The sequence below is a fragment of the Halalkalibacter hemicellulosilyticusJCM 9152 genome, from assembly GCF_000513115.1.
Classification (GTDB): domain Bacteria; phylum Bacillota; class Bacilli; order Bacillales; family Bacillaceae_D; genus Halalkalibacter; species Halalkalibacter hemicellulosilyticus.
The window spans coordinates 1-2,822 of record NZ_BAUU01000079.1 but is presented as its reverse complement, the minus strand read 5'-3'; the positions used below and the strand labels follow the sequence as shown (position 1 = coordinate 2,822).

The 2,822-nt window shown below is 39.4% G+C and carries 4 protein-coding genes; all 4 read left to right on the top strand.

The features are described from left to right. Window positions 1–221 precede the first annotated feature (221 nt). From JCM9152_RS23590 to JCM9152_RS20860, 4 genes are read left to right on the top strand one after another with little or no spacing between them, the layout of a single operon-like run. Entirely contained in the window at window positions 222–716 is a 495-nt protein-coding gene (locus tag JCM9152_RS23590; protein WP_235715789.1) for a transposase, read from the top strand. After that, complete coding sequence (gene istA, locus JCM9152_RS20870; RefSeq protein ID WP_235715788.1) at window positions 662–1,726, top strand: IS21 family transposase; 1,065 nt, start codon at window positions 662–664, stop codon at window positions 1,724–1,726. The genes JCM9152_RS23590 and istA overlap by 55 nt, the downstream gene beginning before the upstream one ends. Next, window positions 1,723–2,475, top strand: coding sequence for an IS21-like element helper ATPase IstB (gene istB, locus JCM9152_RS20865; protein WP_035347730.1), 753 nt, complete (start codon window positions 1,723–1,725; stop codon window positions 2,473–2,475). Before istA ends, istB begins: the two co-directional genes overlap by 4 nt. Next, window positions 2,472–2,675, top strand: coding sequence for a hypothetical protein (locus tag JCM9152_RS20860; RefSeq protein WP_035347728.1), 204 nt, complete (start codon window positions 2,472–2,474; stop codon window positions 2,673–2,675). Before istB ends, JCM9152_RS20860 begins: the two co-directional genes overlap by 4 nt. Window positions 2,676–2,822: the final 147 nt, after the last annotated feature.

Below are 2,822 nucleotides of genomic sequence, written 5' to 3'. Positions count from 1 at the left end.
TGAATATTGCAGAAAGAATGAGCCACTAGTGCAAACTTTTGAGCCATCTAATGCGGAAGATAAAGCCACCAAGTGCGGAATAAGAGAGCCATATGTGCTACCTAAATAAAAACCTCCTTGTATAATTGAGAAGCATGCTTAACAGCATGACATTTCTATTATAGAAGGAGGTTTTTTATGTGATTAGTTGTCGGAAGATTCTAGATCTTCACTTGGAGGGATTGAGTCAACGTACGATCAGCGCTAGCACAGGTCATTCAAGGAATACAGTGGCTAGTGTAATCAATACGGCAAAAGCAAGGGGTATTCAAACGTTGAACGACACCATGACGGATTCCTGGCTAAATGAATTTTTGTTTCCAGAGAAACAAGCAATCGAGAAAGGTTATTACCCGGTGGACTGGGAAAAAGTTCACAAAGAACTTCAGAAGAAAAACATTACATTAAAATTATTGCATCTTGAGTACGCTACTGAAGCAAGAGAGGGAAAGAAGATTCCTTATGCTTACCGCACTTTTACTGAAAAATACGGGCATTACGCAAAGAAATATAAGACGACGATGCCAATACGACGTAAACCAGGTGAAATTATGGAAGTTGACTGGGCGGGTTCTACACTTAGCTTCAAGATCGTGTCACAGGAGAAAAAATACCAGTCTATGTGTTTATCGCTACACTTCCATACAGTCAGTACAGTTATGTTGAAGGTTTTTTAGACATGAAGTCTCAGCACTGGCTTACTGCCCACATTCATGCATTGGAGTATTTTGGAGGAGTACCTGAAACAATGGTGCCTGATAATCTGAAAACAGGTGTGACTAAACCTCTACGAGGTGAACCGATTTTACAGGAAGCCTACAGAGAATTAGCTGATTTTTACCACACGGTTATTGTTCCGAGTCGTGTTCGCAAACCAAAGGATAAAGCCAGTGTAGAAGGAACTGTTGGCTATATATCCAGGCAGATTATCGCTGCCTTACGAAATTATCCTTTCTTTCACTTGGAAGATTTGAACCACCATATTTCAGATAAGCTTAAGGAAATCAATACTACTGCTTTTCAAAAGCGTCCAGGGTCTCGAAAAGAAGTGTTTGAAGAAGAGGAGAAGCCCTACCTTCGTCCCCTTCCACATACACGTTACAAATTGACCGAATGGAAAACAGCGAAAGTTCAACCTAACTATCACATTCAAATTGATCGCATGTATTACTCCGTTCCTTATGAGTACGTCCGGGAGCAGGTCGAGATTCGCTTAACACCAGATCTACTTGAATTTTACTTTAAAGATGTACGGATTGCATCTCATAAGCGGTTAAAAGGAGACATTGGGCAATACTCTACCTCTGTTGAACATATGCCTGATCATCACCGATTATATTTAGATCATAATCCAGAAAACAATCGAGTCTGGTCTAAAACTATTGGTCCTTCGATGGAGAAGTTTGTTAGTTTAATGCTAGAGCAAAACCCTGAGAAAAAAGCATTGTCTATTTTAAGCGCTCTAAGAAATATTGCGGAAAAATATGATCCAATTACGTTGGAGAAGTCGGTAGACACTTTACTCACCATATCTAGTAACCCTACCCTTTCTGTTCTTAAGAGCATACTAGACCGACAGAATAAAAGGATTCCGGCGGAATCCGCTACCGAAAAATCAAAAAGTATGGCCAATGATTATGGATTTGTTCGTGGTGCAGCTTATTTTGGGAAGGAGCGTTCAAAATGAATGAGGAAACTTTACGTAAACTATCTGAAATGAAAATGGGAGGTATGGCAGATATCTATCAACAACAAAGCCAAAACAGGGATTATCAAACTATGGATTTTGATGATCGCTTTCAGCTTTTAGTAGATCATGAGTATGATCGCAGACGTTCAAATAAGTTAGAGCGACTCATCAGACAGGCTACATTGAATGAACCATCAGCAGCTGTTGAAGATATTGAATATCATTCGGACCGTAAACTGAACAAGCAACTCATCTTAGAACTCGCTACCGGAAACTATATTCAGCGACACCATAATATTATCCTTATGGGCGCTTCAGGTAACGGTAAAACATGGATCGCAAACGCCTTTGGTGTTCAAGCATGTCGACAGTTTTATAACGTTAAATATATCCGTCTTCCAGAGTTGTTAGATGAATTGACTGTGGCTAAATATGAAGCAGACGGCAGCTTTCGAAAGTTAATTCAAAAATATAGAAAAATAGATGTATTGATATTGGATGAATGGTTATTAACCGAGTTGCCAGAAGACCATGTGATGCTTGTCTTAGAGATTATTGAATCAAGGCTCAAAAGAGCTTCTACTATCTTTTGTTCACAGTTTTCCCCTGAAGGATGGCACGCTAAATTAGGACAAGCTCAAGTAGCAGATGCCATTCTTGATCGAATTATTCATGATTCATATCACATTATGGTAGATGGAGAGATTTCAATGAGGGAACGCCATGGATTGGTAGGAACATCATGATTCCTATAGAAGTGGAGAACCGTATTGCCAAGCATTTCTTTCATCACTTTCTTCCTGAAGAGGTAATGGAGCAAATAATAGAACTACTTTTGCCCATCTGTTTAGAAATTAATGAAGATGACATGTTAGATGTTGATGAGCTTGTCAGACAAGCTGTTTTAATTATAGAATCGCGGTTAGAAGGAAAGAGTTTCAAGTAACTAAACGGCCATCGAAGCAACTGAAATCGATGGCTTTTTCAAGTATTTGTAAGTACTGGCTCCTTGACTTGCATTAAATGGCTCTATTTTCCGCAATTGGTGGCTCCAAACTCCGCACTGTTGGCTTTTTCCTACCGCAATACTCAA

Coding starts and splice junctions, on each gene's coding strand:
- istB (WP_035347730.1), top strand. CDS start 1,723: ATGAATGAGGAAACTTTACGTAAACTATCTGAAATGAAAATGGGAGGT.
- JCM9152_RS20860 (WP_035347728.1), top strand. CDS start 2,472: ATGATTCCTATAGAAGTGGAGAACCGTATTGCCAAGCATTTCTTTCAT.